Origin of the sequence: Acetobacter sp. P5B1, assembly GCF_018811985.1 — a bacterium.
GTDB classification, from domain to species: Bacteria; Pseudomonadota; Alphaproteobacteria; order Acetobacterales; family Acetobacteraceae; genus Acetobacter; species Acetobacter cerevisiae.
The window spans coordinates 24349-42517 of sequence record NZ_JACRVS010000005.1; the positions used below are offsets into that span (position 1 = coordinate 24349).

An 18169-nucleotide genomic window follows, 5' to 3' on the forward strand; every position below is an offset into this window, starting at 1 on the left:
AGCCGGCCCGGAGTTATCCGGGCCGGCATTCTGATGTTCCGATGGAACAAGAAAATCGTCAGGCAGCTTTGGTCATCCCACGCAACACATACTGGAGAATGCCACCATGCCGGTAATACTCAACTTCGTCCAGTGTATCGACGCGGCACAGAAGCTCCACATCCTGCGTAGACCCATCAGCCCGCGTAATCGTCATGGTGACGTCCATGCGCGGCGTGATTTTTTCCAGCCCTTTGATGGTGATGGTCTCATCACCCTTCAGGTTCAGGGTCTGGCGCGTCACGCCATCCTTGAACAGCAGGGGCAGCACGCCCATGCCCACAAGGTTGGAGCGGTGGATACGCTCAAAGCTTTCTGCAATCACAGCCTTGATGCCCAGCAGCAGGGTGCCTTTGGCCGCCCAGTCACGGGAGGACCCCATGCCGTATTCCTTGCCACCAAACACAACCAGAGGAGTGCCCTCTTTCTTGTATTCCATGGCAACATCATAGATCGCGCCTTCCTTGCCATCCGGGAAGTGCCTGGACAGCCCCCCTTCCGTGCCGGGCAGCATCTCGTTCTTGATGCGGATATTGGCAAAGGTGCCACGGACCATCACACGGTCATTCCCGCGGCGTGAGCCGTAGGAGTTGAAGTCCCGCGGTTCCACACCGTGTTCCATCAGATACCGGCCAGCCGGAGAGTCTTTCTTGATGGCACCGGCCGGAGAGATATGGTCGGTCGTGATGTTGTCACCCAGCAGCGCCAGAATACGGGCGTTCTCAATGTTGCCCGGCGCGGTGGGTTCGTGCGTGATGTCCTTGAAGTACGGCGGATCCTGCACGTAGGTGGATTTGGAATCCCACTTGTAGGTTTCAGACCCGGTGGCCACCTTGAGATCCTGCCACTCCTTCGTGCCCTTGGACACGTTCTTGTAGCGCTGGATAAACTCTTCACGGTTGATGGACGAGCCGATCAGGTCCGCGATTTCCTTGTTGGAAGGCCAGATATCTTTCAGATAGACGGGCTTGCCATCCTTGGATGTGCCCAGTGGCTCCGTGGTGATATCCTTCCGCATGGTGCCCAGCAGAGAGTAGGCAACCACCAGCGGCGGGCTGGCAAGATAGTTGGCCCGCACGTTGGGGGAAATCCGGCCCTCAAAGTTACGGTTACCAGACAGAACAGACACCGCAACGAGGTTGTTGTTCTCAATGGCGTCCACAATGTGAGACGGCAGCGGACCGGAGTTCCCGATACAGGTGGTGCAGCCATACCCCACCGTGTTGAAGCCCAGTGCGTCCAGATCTTCAGACAGTTTGGAACGGTCCAGATAGTCCGTCACCACCTGAGAACCGGGAGCCAGAGAGGTCTTCACCCACGGTTTCGGCTTCAGGCCAAGAGCGCGCGCCTTGCGGGCCACCAGACCTGCGGCAATCAGCACCGCCGGATTGGAGGTGTTGGTGCAGGACGTGATCGCGGCAATGACGATATCGCCCTGACCAATTTCGTAATTGGTCCCGGCCACCGGCACTTTCTTGTTCGCGTCGTTCGCCGGCACGCCCAGAGAAGAGGTCAGTTCTTTTTCAAACGCTGTCTTGGCTTCCTTCAGCACCACACGGTCCTGCGGGCGTTTGGGGCCGGAGATGGACGGCACAACCGTGGACAGGTCGAGTTCCAGAATATCGGTAAAGACCGGCTCCGGCGTTTCTGCTGTGCGGAACATGTCCTGCGCGCGCAGATATTCTTCCGTCAGTTTAATGCGGTGTTCGTCACGGCCGGTTTCACGGAGGAAGTCCAGCGTGAGCGTATCAACCGGGAAGAAGCCGCAGGTTGCGCCATATTCCGGAGCCATGTTGGCAATGGTCGCACGGTCAGCCACCGGCAGGTGGTCCAGAGCCGGGCCAAAGAACTCAACAAATTTGCCAACCACGCCCTTTTTGCGGAGCATCTGGGTGACTGTCAGCACCAGATCGGTCGCGGTAGCCCCCTCAGGCATCTTGCCCGTCAGGCGGAAGCCGATCACATCCGGCACCAGCATGGCAATCGGCTGGCCGAGCATTGCGGCTTCAGCCTCAATCCCGCCCACACCCCAGCCCAGCACGCCAAGGCCGTTGATCATGGTGGTGTGGCTATCCGTGCCATACAGTGAGTCCGGATAGACATACTCTTTGCCGTCCACATTCGCGGTCCAGGCAACCTGAGCGATATATTCCAGGTTCACCTGATGGCAGATGCCGGTATCCGGCGGCACGACCGAGAAATTCTCGAACGCTTCCTGACCCCAGCGCAGGAACGCATAGCGCTCACCATTGCGCTCAAATTCCAGCGTGATGTTTTTCTGCAGCGCATCCTGCGAGCCGTAGACATCCACCATCACGGAGTGGTCAATCACCAGATTGACCGGCACCAGCGGGTTCACCTTCTGGGGGTTGCCGTTCAGCTTCACAATCCCGTCGCGCATGGCAGCAAGGTCAACCACTGCCGGCACGCCGGTGAAGTCCTGCATCAGAATGCGAGAGGGCTTAAATGGCACCTCCTTGCTGCTGTGGCCTTCCGGCAGCCAGCCGGCAATCGCCTTGGCGTCATCCACACTGTAGGAATGGCCGTCTTCAAAGCGCAGCACATTTTCCAGCAGCACTTTCAGCGAAACAGGCAGACGGCTGACGTCGCCAATGGTCTTTGCCGCTTCCGGAATGGAAAAATAATGATAGGTCTTGCCATCAACCGAGAGCGTGCGACCTGTCTTGAGTGAATCGTGCCCAACCGTCTTCATAGTTACCCTTCTCCCCGATCACAGCCGATGGCTGGTGATACGTTCCGGAGCCGGCACGCCGCCAGGTGCGGCGTTTTGCGCTCACCCGGTCTTCCGGGCGGCCGGCTTGATATCCCGATGACGTTAGAACATACCGGCAGTCTGGCGCGGCACAAGCGGGCTGGCGACCACGAGAACGCGAGCAGGCCCGCTTTGGCGGTGTTTAACTGGTAACAATAAGGAGAAGTCCCATCTCCGAGCTTTCTTCTGATGCCACACCCCGGCTGGTGGCAGAGTCTCTCTCGGTTTTCCGGGGGGATCGGCTGGTGCTGGATGATGTCAGCCTGACGCTGGAGCGCGGCGGCGCGCTGCTGCTCACAGGCCCCAATGGCGCTGGCAAGTCCACTTTACTGCGGGTTCTGGCCGGATTACGCCGCCCGGATGGCGGCGCTCTGCTGTGGGATGGTGAGCCCATTACGCATGACCGCACGGCCCATGCGGCCCGCGTAGCCTATCTGGGGCATCAGGATGCGTTAAAGCCCAGCCTGACAGTGCGGGAAAATCTGGCCCTGTTCGCCCGTGCCGGAGGCGGTGACATGGATGCCGCCCTGAAAGCAGTGGATCTCCTGCATCTTTCCACCCTGCCCGCCCGCCTGCTGTCTGCTGGCCAGAAGCGCCGTACGGCCCTCGCCCGCGTGCTGCTGGCGCAGGCTCCACTGTGGCTGCTGGATGAGCCAAGCCTCGGGCTGGACGCCGCTGCTGTAGAACTGCTGGGGCAGGCTATCGCCACCCACCGCGCACAAGGCGGCCTTGTGGTCGCCACAACGCATGTGCCTCTGCCTTTAGGAGAGGTCAGCCATCTGGCGCTGCCCGGTATGCCGGACCAGAGCCGTGGGTGGTGGGGTGCTGACGAGACTGACCTGAGAGGAGATGCCGCATGATGGGCCTGTTTTGCGCTCTGGTTGCCCGGGACCTGCGGCTGGCTCTGCGCCACGGGGCCGACACGCTGGGCGCAGTCCTCTTCTTTATTCTGACGGGCACGCTGTTTCCGTTAGCCCTTGGCCCCTCACCGGATCTGCTGCGCCATATGGCCCCCGGCATTATCTGGGTCTGTGCCCTGCTGGCAGCCCTGCTGCCGCTGGACCGTTTATTTGGCGCGGAGCTGGAAGACGGATCACTTGATCAGCTTCTGCTACTGGGCCTGCCGCCGTCACTGGTGGCCCTCGCTAAAATCACCGCACACTGGCTGACCACCGGCGTCCCGCTGCTGCTGGCTGCGGTGCCACTGGCCATCATGCTCGGCCTGCCCACCTCCACCCTGCCTATTTTGCTGGCGGGGCTGCTGCTGGGGTCCATGGTGCTGTCTCTTATCGGCGGCATGGGGGCTTCCATTGTGCTGGGAGCCCGACGCGGCGGTGTGCTGTTGCCCCTGCTGGTGCTGCCACTCATTACACCAGCACTGATTTTTGGCGCCGCCGCCATTGATGCCGCCCGCACCGGCCTGCCATGGGCACCGGATCTGGAATTGCTGGGGGCCTTTCTGGCTGCCGCCATTCCCCTTTGCCCGCTGGCTGCCGGGGCCGGATTACGGGCCGCGGTGGAATAACTCCGCCCCCCCTTTACGGAGCCGGGTTGGAATGCACCTGATGAATGGCGTTGATTTTCTCTTCCAGCTCCGGCGTGATCTGCACCTTTACTGAGGTCAGAGCCGTCATGAGCTGCTCCACGCTGGTTGCGCCGATGATGTTGGATGTCACAAACGGACGGGAGGTTACAAACGCCAGTGCGAACTGCACCGGGTCAATCCCCTCGGCCTTCGCAAGGTTCATGTAGGCTTCCACCGCGACATCCACACCCGGCTTTTCATAACGCTGCCCGCGATTAAACAGCGTGGTGCGCGCCCCCGCAGGCCGTGCGCCGTTCAGATATTTTCCGGTCAGATAGCCCTGCGCCAGCGGGGAATATGCCAGCAGGCTGACCTTCTCCTGCAGGGCTATTTCCGCCAGACCAATTTCGAAAGTTCTGTTGATCAGATTATAGGCGTTCTGAATGGATGCCACACGCGGCGCCCCCTCTCTGGCGCAGGCCAGAGACTTTGCCACACCCCATGCTGTTTCATTCGACAGGCCGACATGGCGGATCTTGCCTTCCGCCACGAGGTCGCCCAGCACACCCAGCGTTTCTTCCAGCGGCACTTCATCAACGTCCGAGACGGTTGTAAAAGTTGTGCCACCTTCGCCAAACAAACCGATTTTCCGGTCCGGCCAGTGCAGTTGATAGAGATCGAGATAATCCGTGCCCAGCCGCCGCAGGGAATGCTCCAGCGCATAGCGAATCTGGCGCGGGGTCAGACGTGCTTCCTCACCACCGGGCCGGAACCACGGGGAGGAACTCCGCCCGACAACCTTGCTGGCCAGAATAATCTTGTCGCGGCTGCCACGGGCTTTCAGCCAGCTGCCCACAATGGTTTCCGTCGCCCCATAGGTCTCGGCACGTGGTGGAATGGAATAAAGCTCGGCGGTATCAATAAAGTTGACGCCATGCTCCAGCGCCAGATCGAGCTGCGCGTGCCCTTCCGCTTCCGTGTTCTGCTGGCCAAACGTCATGGTGCCCAGGCAGATTTCACTGACCAGAATGCCGGTGCGGCCAAGTTCACGATACTGCATGCCCTAATCCCTTCGGAGTGTTTGAAGAAAATTCTATCCTGAAAAGGCTAATCTTCCCAGCGTAGCCCCTGAGAAGAACAGCCGCACACGTCCACCAGACCAGCTTTGAAACTGTCTGAATCCTGAAAAAATGTTTAGCCGGTTACCGGACAGAGCGCTGACACCCCCGCAACTCTTCACAAACCCGATAGCGTCCTGCCTGCCTCATAACGGCACCGCATATGCAGACCTACAGGTGTCCTATCGGGGCTGTTAGAGTCTGCGATCTCAAACTGTTGTGGAGAAACCGAATGCTGGACTCTGTCCTTTTTTCACCCAAACAGGTTCAGGAGCTCATCTCCACGGGCAACGCCGTTTTTATTGACGTGCGTGACCGAAAGGATTTTGAGGCCGGCCACCTGCCCGGTGCTGTCAATATGCCGGATATTTTCACCTATCTTGCAGAAACGACGGACGATGGCCTCAAGACCCTTCAGGACAAATTTGTTGACCTGTTCTCGGATTATGGTCTCGACGGCAAAAAAACAGCCATCATTTACGAAGACGCTCTGCATACGCGCTATGGCGGCTCATGCCGTGGCTACTGGATTTTGAAGTATCTGGGCTACCCGAAAGTGGGCATTCTTGATGGCGGCCTGATGGCATGGAAACAGGCTGGTGGCGCTCTGACAACGGAAACCACCAAGCCGAAGCGGACAGTTTTCCCGATCAGCATTCAGCCGAACCTGATGGCGACCTATCAGGATGTTCTGCATGCCCTGACGAACCCGAACGTCAAACTGCTGGACAACCGGGACAAAGTGGAATGGCTGGCAGAAAGCTCCTCCCCTTACGGTGTGGATTTCGCCCCGCGCAAAGGCCGCATCCCCGGTGCTGTGTGGATCGAATGGTATGACTTCATGAAAGTCTCTGACGGACAGGCCTCTTTTCGGCCCAAGGAAGACATTCTTGACCTCGCTGCCTCCCGTGGTCTGACGCCAGACGATGATATTATCATCTACTGTTTCAAGGGTGCCCGGGCCGCCAACACCTATGTTGCGCTCTCTCAGGCCGGTTTCAAAAAGCTGCGGATTTATATGGGCTCCTGGAACGAGTGGTCCCGTAACCCTGAGCTGCCGATTGAGGGCGGCATCCCCAAAGCTGCCGCTCCGTTAGAAAACGCATAAGAAAAAGCCCCGGTTACAGATACGTAACCGGGGCTTACTCTCAAAGCAGCGTCTTATTTTGCCTGCGGAGCGGCCGGAGCCTGCTGCGGCACAGCCTGAACATTGACGGACGCATAACGCACGGCGTTTTCCGCGTCCCGTAAAGCTTCACTAGCTTTATAGGGATTGCTCTTGATGAATTTGGCCGCTTTGGCCACATCCTTGCGGGTCTGCTCAAGCGGCACTGCGGCAATAATATAGTCCGCATCAATCCCGGAAACTTTCAGCACATCCCCAGCCCGCGCGGTATTCCCGGCCCGCAGGTGACGGTTAGCCGCCGCAACGGCCGCATTTTTTTCCGGGGTGGGTTCGATCGCCTCGTCCAGCACCAGCTCGCCATCAATCGGCAACCACGCCACCGGCGTGCTGTTGGCGGATGCTGCATGGGTGGACGTTGTTGCTTTTGTCTTGCTGGGCTGCAATTCGGTTTCCGCTTTCTGGAAAGCCGTGTTGTCCACACGCGCACGTTCCAGCGCCATATTGGCATCGGCAATCAGACGGCCAGCGGCGTCCAGATCCCCGTCAAAAATAGCCTGACGCGCCAGCCCGATATCTTCCGAGGCAGTACCGCCATCTACAGAAAGCCGTCCAAAATCCTGCGCCGCCGCATCGGCAACCGCAGGGGGAGCGGACGCGGTGGGCGTTGCTGTGCTGGTGGTCTGAGCAAAACCCGGAACCACAGAGGTTGCAGAGGCCAGAAGGGCCGCCAGCAGCAGTCCTGTTTTTTTCATGAGATCTCTCCAGACTCATCATCAAAGGTCGCAGGAGTGTTGAGCCAGATCAGCACATCTGCAAAGGCAGGCCCGCACAAGGCTGGGCTGCCGTCCTGTCTGGTCAGAGCCGGAGAGGCATAAAACAAGGGTGGCAGGCCCATAAGAGACCAGCCACCCCCTTGGAACATATCAGATATAATGTTCCGTCAGCGGTAGGAAACCGTTGAACCGGGTGGAGCAATAGGTGGACACATAGGCACCGGTGGCATCCAGTTCCACCTGCTCACCCGCTTCCAGCCCCAAAGGCAGCTCATAGGCTGTCTTTTCATACATGATGTCCGCGCCGTCACAGGTCGGGCCGGCGATAGCGACCGGACCGGTGGGCGAGCCATCACGCGGGGTGCGAATGGCGTAGCGAATAGCCTCGCCTTCCGTTTCCGCCAGACCGCCAAAGCGGCCAATGTCCAGATAGACCCAGCGCGGCCCGTCTTCCCGCCCACGGCGGCTGACCAGCACGACTTCTGAGCGCACAACCCCGGCTTCACCCACAATAAAGCGGCCCGGCTCAACCAGCATTTCCGGCAGTGCATTGCCGAAATGGGTGGTCATGGCGTGGCTGATGGCCTGTGCGAAATGGTCGATTTCCGGCACATCGGCCCGGTAGCGCACCGGAAAACCGCCGCCCAGATTAACCATCCGCAGGTCCAGCCCGGCCGCGCTGAGGTCTGTAAACAGGGCAGCCACACGGGCAATCGCCACCTCATACGCATCGGAAGAAAGCTGCTGACTGCCGACGTGGAAGGACAGACCATACGGGTCCAGCCCCAGTTCCCGCGCCAGAAGCATCAGCTCCCGCGCGGAGTCGAGCGTGGTGCCAAACTTGCGGGAAAGGGGCCATTCCGCGCCGTCATTATCCACCAGCAGGCGACAATAGACGCGGGAGCCGGGGGCATGCGCCGCCAGCTTTTCCAGCTCTTCCCGGCAATCAAATACGTACATCCGCACGCCAGCCTCATAGGCTGCGCGAATAGCGGAGACTTTTTTGACCGTATTGCCGAAGGAAATTGCATCCGGCGCGGCACCCGCTTCCAGACACAGAGACACTTCCTCCCAGGAGGCCGCGTCAAAGCAGGACCCAAGCCCCACCAGCCGGTTTAGAATCGGCATGGCCGGGTTGGCCTTGACGGCATAATACACCCGCGCATGCGGCAGAGCGCTTGTCAGGGCATGATAACGAGCCTCGACCTGATCGACATCGACGACGAGGCAAGGTGTTGCTGGCTTTTGCTCAGCGAAAAAACGGGCAATTTTGGGATTCATCCCACCCATTCCCCCAAAATAAGGCTCCATCGCTTTTGGTAAATACGCGAGGAGGAGTTGCGAAACGGTCTAACGGACCAGCGACCAGAGAAGGGCTCCAAACAGCGGAACCCCGATTGCCAGAACGCTTGACGTCGTTGCGTAACCTCAGAGGGCCAGTGGCACGTGCGTTGCTGCGTAGGGGGGTGCATATGAGGCCAGAACGTCACAAGTGCAAGTCAAAAAAAGGCCTGTTTTAAAAAAACGTGGAAAAGGGGCCTCAAGGACTATAAAACCGGCTTCATTCGGTTTCTTCACGTCTGCACAGCGCCTTGAGCATTGCAGAACGCCTTTTTCTTCCGTGAAGGGAACCGCTCGTTACAGCAAGCCCGGCCCAGCGCCCGGCATTCCACGGTTCGGCCCCCTCAGGCGCGATGCCACACGCCAAAAAAGGATGCTTCAAACACGATGCAGGTTCTCTGTGATCCAGCCGCTCCGCATCAGCACGATCTGAACCCTGCTGAGGGATCGAGGGCGGACGCCCCAGACCAAGGCCCTAAGTTTTCCCGCCCCTCTGCCCTGCGGTGGCAGGACTGGAAAATCATTTTCACGCTGACGTTCAAAAGCCTGATTTCCGGCCCCACCACGCTGGTGGCCGCCGGCTGCGCTTTTTATACCACCCTCTCTCTGTTCCCCGCCATCAGTTCACTGATTTCCATCTATGGGCTGGCGTTTGATGTGCAGACCGTCACCCCCCAGCTGGAAGTACTGCGGAATCTGCTGCCGCCGGGGGCTTACGCACTGATTTATGACCGCATTCAGACACTGGTGGCCGAACCGCACAGCTCTCTGACGGTCAACCTTGTCGTCTCCCTGAGTGTGGCACTCTGGTCCGCCTCGGCCGCCACCAAATCCATTCTGTCAGCGCTGAACATTGCCTACAACACGCAGGAAAACCGAAATTTCTTTGTGTTCCAGCTCACAGCACTCGCCATGACGCTCTCCGCCGTGCTGGGTGCCGCGCTGACACTGGCGCTCATGGTGGCCCTGCCGCTGCTGCTTAATCTGCCCGCATGGCTGCACATCCCTACCCCGCCCGGCTCCATTGAGTTTCTGGCGCAGTGGAGCGGCCCGGTCATTATGTTCACCTTCCAGATTCTGGCCATGTCCGCGCTCTACCGCTTTGGGCCGGACCGTAAAGCACCGGGTCTGTGGCGCTGGGTGATGCCGGGGGCGCTGTTTGCCACCTGCACATGGATTATCGTGGCCTTTGGCTTCTCCTATTACGTAGCCCACATCGCCAGCTACAACGCGACCTACGGACCTCTCGGCGCGGTGATTGCCATCATGATGTGGTTCTTCGTCAGTGCGTGGGTTGTGCTGATGGGGGCGGAACTGAACGCCGAGATGGAAATCTACGCCCGGGGCGAACGCCGCAAACCGCTGACGTTCTGACCCTCCCTCGATACGCGCCCACTCTGGGCGAACAGAAAAAAGGCCGGTTCAGGATCACCTGACCGGCCTTTTTTATACGCTTTAAAAACGTCAGATCTTAGTGGCGTGCGGCTCTCACGCGGGGGCGATGCAGAACCCGCACCCCGTCCCGGGGCTGGGCCGCAGCCATCTCCAGCGTGTTGGACTCCAGCGATTCGCTACCATCCCGAGGCGCGGATGCGACTTCAATCGGGGCGGCTTCAATCTTCACATGGGCAACACCAGCGCCCAGCATGCCGATGCGCGCAGCCGCGGCCTGTGAAAGATCAATAATTCGGTTGTGGCTATACGGGCCGCGATCATTCACTGTCACCACAACAGAGCGCCCCGTCTCTTCAGACGTCACCAGCAGCTTGCTGCCAAGGGGGGCTGTGGGGTGCGCTGCGGTCAGGCTGGCCTTGTTGAACAAAGCGCCTGAAGAAGTGCGGCGGTTATGGAAACGGCCGCCATACCAGCTGGCCATGCCTTTCTGGAAACGGCGCGCATGCGCAGTCTGTCCGGTTTCCGGAGTGCTGAACGTCGGGTCCTGCTCCTCCCGCACGGCCAGAGCGCGCTGAACGGAGTCGGCCCAGCTGGTCGTCCCCTGTCCTTCATCAGCTGCCTTGGCAGCGGAGACAGAGGCCATGGAGGCCATAACAAACACACTTCCCAGAAGTGCCCGGCGCAGGGCTGACATCCGCTTGTTTACTCCGTTTTTCGTTAATCCCGGCCAATAAAGCCGGTGCCAGGGGTAAAAAGCAACCGCTTTCTACCCCGCAAACCTTTTGGTTCTCCCCGTGCATGCCCTGCCCAAATGGCAAAAACATGGCATGTGTGCCCTTTCCAGTCCGCGCTTCCCGAAGCAACAGACGCCGGGCAGGCAGGTTTTTCATCAGGTTTTAGGGGTGCAGGGCATCTCTTCTCTTGGATGCTGTCCGGCATCGTGCTACGGCCCGGAACACTATGGAAAGACCCCTCATCGCTGTGTTTAACGGCCCGAACCTCAACATGCTTGGCCAGCGCCAGCCTGAAATTTATGGCCGCGCCACGCTGGATGATGTGGAGCAGATCTGCATTCAGACAGCCGACAAGCTGGATCTGGCCATCGACTTCCGTCAGACGAACATTGAAGGGGAGCTGATTTCCTGGGTGCAGGAATGCCGCAAGCGTGCGCGCGGCATCATCATCAACCCGGCGGGATACAGCCACACCTCTGTGGCTTTGCTGGATGCGCTGCTGGCCACGGACCTGCCCGTGATCGAGGTGCATATCTCCAACATTCACCGTCGTGAGCCGTTCCGTCACATGTCTTATGTCTCACGCGCCGCTGTTGGCGTAATCTGTGGGCTAGGCGTGGCGGGGTATTCTCTGGCATTGCAGGCAATGACAGATCTTATTCTAGATGAGGATGACCAATGAGCGGATTGCTCGTGGACGCAGATGCCATTCGGGCATTGGCCGAAATTCTGACCGACACCGGACTGACTGAAATCGAGGTCTCGGAGAAAGACAGCCGCATCCGGGTGGCCCGTGCCCCCGCAACGGTGCAGGCTACGGCTCCGGCGGCTGTTGCAGCCCCTGCTCCGGCTCCCGTGGCAGCACCTGCCGCCCCTGTGCCGGCAGCCCCTGCGGACCTCTCCCGCCATCCGGGTGCTGTTAACAGCCCGATGGTGGGTGTGGCGTATCTCACGCCCGACCCGTCCTCTCCCCCGTTTGTCAGCGAAGGGCAGATTGTCAGCGCTGGCCAGACCCTGCTGCTGATTGAAGCGATGAAGACCTTCAACCAGATCAAAGCCCCCAAAGCCGGCACGGTGAAAACCCTGCTCGTTGCCTCTGGCGACCCGGTGGAATTTGGCCAGCCGCTCGCCATTATCGAGTGATGTTTTCCAAAATCCTCATCGCCAATCGCGGCGAGATTGCCCTTCGTGTCCTGCGCGCCTGCCGGGAACTGGGCATCAAGACCGTAGCGGTTCATTCCACAGCGGATGAAGACGCCATGCATGTGCGTCTGGCGGATGAAGCCGTGTGCATCGGGCCGCCTGCCGCGCGGGATTCCTATCTGAACGTGGCCGCCATTCTCTCTGCCGCCACTATCACAGGGGCGGAAGCCATTCACCCCGGCTATGGCTTTCTGTCTGAAAACGCGGATTTTGCGGAAACGGTGGAAGCCCACGGCCTGACCTTTATCGGCCCGACGGCGGAGCATATCCGCATGATGGGCGATAAGATTACCGCCAAGACCACCATGGAAGCGCTGGGTGTGCCGCTGGTTCCCGGTTCCGATGGTGAGCTGAAGAGCCTGGACGAAGCCCGGACCGTGGCCGCACAGGTTGGCTATCCGGTGCTGATCAAGGCGACCGCAGGCGGTGGCGGGCGCGGCATGAAAGTCGCGCATGACGCCAGCGAAATTGAGGAAGCCTGGAGCGTCGCCCGCACGGAAGCCCGCACAGCTTTTGGCAATGATGCGGTCTATCTGGAAAAATACCTCGATAAGCCCCGGCATATCGAACTCCAGATTCTGGGCGATAACTACGGCAACGTGGTGCATTTTGGGGAACGTGACTGCTCCCTGCAGCGCCGCCACCAGAAACTGCTGGAAGAAGCTGGCTCTCCGGCCATTACGCCGGACCAGCGGAACGCCATCGGCAAGACGGTGACGGACGCCCTCTCCAAAATGGGCTACCGGAACGCAGGCACGCTGGAATTCCTGTATCAGGACGGTCAGTTCTGCTTCATCGAGATGAACACCCGCCTGCAGGTGGAACATCCGGTGACGGAAATGGTGTGCGATGTCGATCTGGTCCGTGAGCAGATCCGCCTCGCCGCTGGTGAGAAGCTCGGCTACACGCAGTCTGACGTGACGTTCTCTGGCCATGCCATTGAATGCCGCATCAACGCGGAAGACCCGGATACCTTCGCCCCCTGCCCCGGCACGGTGGCGGTGTATCACGCACCGGGTGGTCTGGGTGTGCGCATCGATAGCGCGCTCTACACGGGCTACAAGGTGCCGCCGTATTACGACAGCATGATTGCCAAGGTGATTGTCCACGCCCCCACACGGGCCGAGGCCATTGCCCGTATGCACCGTGCGCTGGATGAGTTTGTAGTGGAAGGCATCAAGACCGTTATTCCGCTGCACCGCCGTATTCTGGCTGACCCTGAGTTCCAGAAGGGGGATTACACCATCCACTGGCTGGAACAGTTTACTGCGCGCCCGCACTAAAAGGCCCGCCTGCCCCCGGCCTGTGCCTCCTTTACCGGAGCCGCTGGCCGGGGACACAATTCCGTGACATCTTTCCTTCAGCCCTTGTTCACTATCGCTGGTTTTTCCAGCGTGGGCGCTGCGCAAAACGCGCATTGAAGAGGAAGATCATACGATGTCTCTTTCAGAAAAACTGGCCGGGAAAACCGCCATTGTCACGGGCGCTGCTCAGGGAATCGGACGGGGTATTGCCCTGCGTCTGGCCCGCGACGGCGCCGCTGTGGTGCTGACGGACCTCAAGAAAGACAAGCTGGCCACCGTCGCTGCGGAAATTGAGGCGCTTGGCGGCAAAGCCCTCGTGCAGACGGCCGATATCAGCCAGCGCGATCAGGTTTTTGCCGTGGTGCAGGAAGCGAGCAAGACGTTCGGGCATGTCGATATCATGGTCAACAATGCCGGTATCGCACATGTGGGCTCACTGCTGGATGCTACGCCCGAGGATGTGGAGACCATTTTCCGCATCAACGTGCAGGGCACACTGTGGGGCATTCAGGCTGCTGCACAGGCCTTCAAGGCTCAGAAGAGCAAGGGCAAGATCATCAATGCCTGCTCCATTGCCGGACATGAAGGATATGCGTTTCTCGGCATCTATTCCTCGACCAAATTTGCCGTGCGGGCGCTGACACAGGCTGCCGCCAAGGAGCTGGCTTCCGCCGGGATTACCGTCAACGCCTATTGCCCCGGCGTGGTGGGCACAGACATGTGGACGGAAATCGACCGCCGCATGGCCGAGACCACCGGGGCCGAAATTGGCGCGACCTATAAAAAATATGTGGAAGGCATCGCCCTTGGCCGGGTGGAAACACCGGACGACGTGGCGGGCTTTGTTTCCTATCTGGCCAGCGCAGACGCAGACTACATGACGGGCCAGTCCGTGATGATTGATGGCGGCCTCGTTTTCCGCTGAGGCGCTACCCCCCCAGCAAGCGACCACCCGGACAAAAAGAAAGGCCCCCGAAGGAGCCTTTCTTCCGTCATCCGTAAAAGGGAATGCCTCTTAGGCCGCTGAAGGGGCCTGAGCGGTTTCTTCTTCGTCTTCCTCATCATCGTAGGAGCGAATACGCGGGTCCTGCCCCACACGCGGCTTAAACTCGCCACGCCGCAGAGCAATCTCGATATCCTCCAGCGTTGCCCCGGCAGTTTCCGGCACAAAGAAGTAGACAAACAGCACGGACGCCAGATTGACCCCGGCATAGATCCACATGGTGCCACCCAGCGTGACAATCTGCACCAGCGTCAGCGCCGTAGAGGTCACCAGCAGATCAGCCCCCCACAGCATGGCGGCATGCACGCTGGTAGCGGCAGCACGCATGGGCAGCGGGAACAACTCAGCCCCCAGCAGCCAGCCCACAACCTGAATACCCCCGGCATTGAACATCATGAACAGCAGCAGGAACGCGATAATCGCCCAGCTCCCCACGCTGCCCTTGTCCGGGTGGATAGCAAACATGATACCCAGACCCAGCAGGCTAATGACAGACCCCGGCCCCATGATGAGCACCAGACGACGGCGGCCAATACGGTCCACAAAAATGCAGCCCAGCAGGGTCATAATCAGATAGACAATGGAAATGCCCAGACTGGCCATCAGAGCGGCAGAGCTCCCAAAGCCGGCGTCCGACAGGAAGGTCGGGGCGTAGTAGATCATCATCTCCAGACCACCGGCCTGCGTGAAGAAGGCGATACCCAGAGCTGCGATGACAGCGGGACGCGCCCACGGCAGCATCAGGCCTTTCCAGCCACGCTCATCTTCATCAATACCAGAGGCGTTTTCATGAATTTCCCGAATTTCCCGACGAATAGCCTTGCGGGAGTTTCGAACGCGGCTGAGATGCTCAACAGCTGACGCCAGCCCTTCATTCTCAGCAGCCCAGCGCGGGCTTTTGGGCAGGAAGAACATGCACACAAACACAAACGCTGCCGGCAGCGCCGCAACGGAAATCATCGGCCGCCAGCCCCATGCATCCCGCATGGTAAAACCGACGAGGTTGGCAAGGAAAATACCAACGCCAATGGCGACGTTAAACATGGTGACAAGATTGCCGCGTTTACTGGCAGGTGCCAGTTCCGAGATATAGGTTGGCACCACCTGCGTGGCCCCGCCTACGGCAAGCCCCAGAAAAACACGGGCAATAATCAGAGCCGTCACATCCGGTGCGCGGGAGCAGGCGACGGCACCCAGCACAAACACGCCTGTTACGACCATAACGGAATTACGCCGCCCAAACTTTTCAGACAGCCACGAGACGCAGAGTGCGCCCACAACAGCCCCGACGAGAATGGCGGACGTCACCATTTCTTCCTGACCAGACGTCAGGTGAAAATCTTTTGTAATAAGAAGAAGAGCGCCGGAAATAATACCCGTATCATATCCATAAAGACCACCGCATATGGCAGCAACAATTGCAGCTATCCATAAGACACGGTGAGCATGAGGGGAGATTTCGACGTTCGCGATTGCTTCCTGAGCTTTGTTTCTTTCTGCTTGCATGCCTTCTTAATACCACACTTTTGCAACGATTGCATCGGAAATGAAATTTTTTATTATTTTGCAGCCCATCAGGTCTTTTCAATCCCCTTGCAAACAGAGGGTTTGCAGCAGGCTGAATGACAGCTGCAAAACGCTGCATGGCACATGACGTTCCCGGCAAAACACCTCAGCCCAAGCGGTTTTTTCTTGACAGAAACACACGGAACACTATCTGCTCCAGACCATAGACCAAGGGGGGTTCCGGCAAGGAACTGAGAGTCCACTTTGTCCGCAAGGACGCGTGGTGACCCTGCCACCAGAGGCATGCTGCTTCTGGTGGGGAACCTGATCCGGATCATACCGGCGGAGGGACTGGCGCCAGAAGATGTTCACCGCTGCAGGACCGTACACCGGTCCTCTCTGTAGCGGCCCGCTTCCGGCCTCTGTCCTCCTCTGGGCAGAGGAGAACGCTGTGACCCAAACTGACACCCTCAAGACCGCCACACAGGCCGTCACGGGCAACCCAAAACCTGCGAATACCGCCGCACCGGCCCCCGGCCAGGTGACAACCGGCCCCATTCGCGGCTCCAGAAAAGTCTATTCCAGCCCGGAAGCGCATCCGGACATCCGCGTGCCGTTCCGTGAAATCATGCTGGACCCGTCCGCCAATGAGCCGCCGCTGCGTGTCTATGATACGTCCGGCCCGTACACGGATGATGCGGAGCAGATTGACGTCCGCACCGGCCAGCCCAAACCCCGTGCAGCCTGGCTGGCTAAGCGCAATCTGGTGCAGGCCACCCCGCGTGCAGTCAAACCGGAAGACAATGGCAACGCACAGGGCGAACAGCTCGTCGCCCCCTGCCCGGCTCCGCATACCGTGCTGCAGGGGCAGGCAGGCAAACCCGTCACGCAGTATGAATTTGCAAAAGCCGGTATCATCACCGAAGAGATGATTTATGTGGCGCACCGGGAAAATCTGGGCCGCCAGAAAGCGGCTGACGATGCCGCAGCACGGCTTGCGGATGGTAACTCCTTTGATGCCGCTATTCCGACGTTTGTGACCCCGGAATTTGTGCGGGACGAAATTGCCCGTGGCCGCGCCATTATTCCGGCCAACATCAACCACCCGGAACTGGAACCGGTGATTATTGGCCGCAACTTCCTTGTGAAAGTGAATGCCAATATCGGCAATTCTGCAGTGACGTCCTCCGCAGCGGAAGAAGTGGAAAAGCTCGTCTGGTCCATCCGCTGGGGTGCGGACACGGTGATGGACCTGTCCACAGGCCGTAACATTCACAATATTCGTGACTGGATTCTGCGGAACGCGCCCACTCCCATCGGCACCGTGCCGCTTTATCAGGCGCTTGAAAAAGTCGGTGGTGAAGTCAGCAAGCTAAGCTGGGAAGTCTTCCGCGATACGCTGATTGAGCAGGCGGAACAGGGGGTGGATTACTTCACCATCCACGCCGGTGTGCGCCTCCAGCATGTGCCGCTGACCGCTAACCGCGTGACCGGCATTGTCTCCCGCGGCGGCTCCATTATGGCCAGCTGGTGTCTGAACGGCCACCGCGAGAGCTTCCTGTATGAGCATTTTGAAGAGATTTGTGACATCATGCGGACTTATGATGTCTCCTTCTCTCTGGGCGATGGCCTGCGCCCCGGCAGCATTGCCGACGCCAATGACGCCGCACAGTTTGCCGAACTGGAAACGCTAGGCGAACTGACCCAGATTGCCTGGGCCAAGGGCTGCCAGGTGATGATCGAAGGGCCGGGCCATGTGCCCATGCACAAGATCAAGGAGAACATGGACAAGCAGCTGCGCGACTGTGGCGAAGCCCCCTTCTACACGCTTGGCCCGCTGACGACCGATATCGCTCCGGGATATGACCACATTACCTCAGCGATTGGTGCGGCCATGATTGGCTGGTTTGGCACCGCCATGCTTTGCTACGTCACCCCCAAGGAGCATCTGGGCCTGCCGGACCGCAATGATGTAAAAACTGGTGTGATTACCTATCGCATTGCCGCTCATGCAGCAGACCTTGCAAAGGGCCACCCGGCGGCAAAACTGCGGGATGATGCTTTGAGCCGTGCGCGCTTCTCCTTCCGCTGGCAGGATCAGTTCAATCTGTCACTCGATCCGGATACGGCCTGTGCGTATCATGATGAAACCATGCCGAAGGAAGCCCATAAAGCCGCACATTTCTGCTCCATGTGTGGTCCGAAATTCTGCTCCATGCGGATCAGTCAGGATCTGAAGGAAGATGCCGCCCGTATGGCAGGCATTGAGCAGAAAAACGAGGAATTCCGCAAAGCAGGCGGTACCGTCTACGTGCCTGCGGAATAAAAC

16 protein-coding genes are annotated in these 18169 nt (G+C 59.2%); 9 read left to right on the forward strand and 7 right to left on the reverse strand.

What is annotated here, in order from left to right; translation table 11 throughout:
• Positions 1-58: 58 nt before the first annotated feature.
• Positions 59-2752, reverse strand: coding sequence for an aconitate hydratase AcnA (acnA, locus tag KP703_RS04595; RefSeq protein ID WP_062140981.1), 2694 nt, complete (start codon positions 2750-2752; stop codon positions 59-61).
• Between the two features lie 263 nt (positions 2753-3015).
• On the opposite strand from acnA, the gene ccmA reads away from it, so the two are divergent.
• Together ccmA and ccmB are read left to right on the forward strand one after the other, a co-directional pair.
• A complete protein-coding gene (gene ccmA, locus KP703_RS04600; RefSeq protein ID WP_082779807.1) occupies positions 3016-3672 on the forward strand; it encodes a heme ABC exporter ATP-binding protein CcmA in 657 nt (218 codons plus the stop codon).
• Entirely contained in the window at positions 3669-4337 is a 669-nt protein-coding gene (gene ccmB, locus KP703_RS04605; protein ID WP_082779376.1) for a heme exporter protein CcmB, read from the forward strand. The genes ccmA and ccmB overlap by 4 nt, the downstream gene beginning before the upstream one ends.
• 13 nt (positions 4338-4350) lie before the next feature.
• Here ccmB and KP703_RS04610 read toward each other — a convergent pair whose 3' ends face one another.
• Positions 4351-5397 (reverse strand): aldo/keto reductase, encoded by a 1047-nt coding sequence (locus tag KP703_RS04610; protein WP_215753950.1) that lies wholly within the window; start codon positions 5395-5397, stop codon positions 4351-4353.
• 293 nt (positions 5398-5690) lie between these two features.
• Between KP703_RS04610 and KP703_RS04615 the strand changes: the two genes are divergently transcribed.
• The gene (locus KP703_RS04615; RefSeq protein ID WP_373687439.1) at positions 5691-6563 is read left to right on the forward strand and encodes a sulfurtransferase; all 873 of its coding nucleotides are present in this window, start codon (positions 5691-5693) and stop codon (positions 6561-6563) included.
• 53 nt (positions 6564-6616) lie between these two features.
• Here the strand turns inward: KP703_RS04615 and KP703_RS04620 are convergent, their stop codons facing one another.
• Genes KP703_RS04620 through KP703_RS04630 form a run of 3 tightly spaced genes read right to left on the reverse strand, consistent with a single transcriptional unit; the run spans position 6617 to position 8635 of the window.
• Entirely contained in the window at positions 6617-7333 is a 717-nt protein-coding gene (locus KP703_RS04620) for a YfdX family protein (protein WP_215753952.1), read from the reverse strand.
• Complete coding sequence (locus KP703_RS04625) at positions 7330-7503, reverse strand: hypothetical protein (RefSeq protein WP_197463929.1); 174 nt, start codon at positions 7501-7503, stop codon at positions 7330-7332. The genes KP703_RS04620 and KP703_RS04625 overlap by 4 nt, the downstream gene beginning before the upstream one ends.
• A 1-nt stretch (position 7504) precedes the next feature.
• On the reverse strand, positions 7505-8635 hold the full coding sequence (locus KP703_RS04630; protein WP_061490982.1) for a type III PLP-dependent enzyme: 1131 nt from the start codon (positions 8633-8635) through the stop codon (positions 7505-7507).
• 447 nt (positions 8636-9082) lie between these two features.
• Between KP703_RS04630 and KP703_RS04635 the strand changes: the two genes are divergently transcribed.
• Complete coding sequence (locus tag KP703_RS04635; protein ID WP_082779377.1) at positions 9083-10069, forward strand: YihY/virulence factor BrkB family protein; 987 nt, start codon at positions 9083-9085, stop codon at positions 10067-10069.
• Positions 10070-10166: 97 nt separating this feature from the next.
• Here the strand turns inward: KP703_RS04635 and KP703_RS04640 are convergent, their stop codons facing one another.
• Positions 10167-10784: a septal ring lytic transglycosylase RlpA family protein gene (locus KP703_RS04640; protein WP_215753953.1), complete on the reverse strand. Its 618-nt coding sequence runs from the start codon at positions 10782-10784 to the stop codon at positions 10167-10169.
• A 266-nt stretch (positions 10785-11050) separates the two neighbouring features.
• On the opposite strand from KP703_RS04640, the gene aroQ reads away from it, so the two are divergent.
• The 4 genes from aroQ to KP703_RS04660 all read left to right on the forward strand — a co-directional run bounded on the left by aroQ (position 11051) and on the right by KP703_RS04660 (position 14256).
• Positions 11051-11506 carry a type II 3-dehydroquinate dehydratase gene (gene aroQ, locus KP703_RS04645; RefSeq protein ID WP_025829366.1) on the forward strand — a complete coding sequence of 152 codons (456 nt, stop codon included), beginning with the start codon at positions 11051-11053 and terminating at the stop codon, positions 11504-11506.
• Positions 11503-11967, forward strand: coding sequence for an acetyl-CoA carboxylase biotin carboxyl carrier protein (gene accB, locus KP703_RS04650; RefSeq protein WP_062140969.1), 465 nt, complete (start codon positions 11503-11505; stop codon positions 11965-11967). Before aroQ ends, accB begins: the two co-directional genes overlap by 4 nt.
• Positions 11967-13310 carry an acetyl-CoA carboxylase biotin carboxylase subunit gene (accC, locus tag KP703_RS04655; protein ID WP_062140967.1) on the forward strand — a complete coding sequence of 448 codons (1344 nt, stop codon included), beginning with the start codon at positions 11967-11969 and terminating at the stop codon, positions 13308-13310. The genes accB and accC overlap by 1 nt, the downstream gene beginning before the upstream one ends.
• Positions 13311-13464: 154 nt before the next feature.
• On the forward strand, positions 13465-14256 hold the full coding sequence (locus KP703_RS04660; protein WP_215753954.1) for an acetoin reductase: 792 nt from the start codon (positions 13465-13467) through the stop codon (positions 14254-14256).
• 90 nt (positions 14257-14346) lie between these two features.
• Here the strand turns inward: KP703_RS04660 and KP703_RS04665 are convergent, their stop codons facing one another.
• Positions 14347-15840: a sugar porter family MFS transporter gene (locus KP703_RS04665; protein WP_062249539.1), complete on the reverse strand. Its 1494-nt coding sequence runs from the start codon at positions 15838-15840 to the stop codon at positions 14347-14349.
• A gap of 451 nt (positions 15841-16291) precedes the next feature.
• Here KP703_RS04665 and thiC point away from each other — a divergent pair, with 451 nt between their 5' ends.
• Positions 16292-18166, forward strand: coding sequence for a phosphomethylpyrimidine synthase ThiC (gene thiC / locus KP703_RS04670; protein ID WP_215753955.1), 1875 nt, complete (start codon positions 16292-16294; stop codon positions 18164-18166).
• The last annotated feature ends 3 nt before the right edge of the window (positions 18167-18169 follow it).